Raw genomic sequence first — 343 nt, forward strand, 5'->3', positions numbered from 1 at the left:
ATGAGTGTGCCGGACTCGGCGCCTTCTAAGGTCTTGATGCAAGGGGCGGGCAGCAAAGGCTTGCTCGTTGATGCGACAGGCAGGAAGAAGACCAAGTCGATCTTTGTCATGGATAGCGATCACGTGGTCATTTCCGCGCTGTCAATCGAGACAGAACTTGCGCGTATAGAAGAAAATGATGATGATGCAAGCGAGGGATAAAATGAGAAAACATCGTGGACTGCTCATCGTGATTTCCGGGCCTTCGGGCGTTGGCAAGGGCACGGTGCGAAAAGAGATGTTCCAGCAGCCGGACACAAATTATGAATATTCCATTTCAATGACTACACGCTTACCGCGTGAA

General features: G+C 50.7%; 1 protein-coding gene and 1 pseudogene. Both read left to right on the forward strand.

Translation table 11 applies throughout. The features are described 5' to 3' along the window. A partial coding sequence (locus tag AY633_RS15700) for an extracellular matrix/biofilm biosynthesis regulator RemA family protein (RefSeq protein ID WP_068489137.1) occupies positions 1-201 on the forward strand: 201 nt, incomplete at its 5' end. 1 nt (position 202) lies between these two features. Further along, positions 203-343, forward strand: a pseudogene (locus tag AY633_RS16430) (guanylate kinase); the annotation flags it as partial.

The sequence above is a fragment of the Planococcus maritimus genome, assembly GCF_001592825.1.
GTDB lineage: Bacteria > Bacillota > Bacilli > Bacillales_A > Planococcaceae > Planococcus > Planococcus maritimus_C.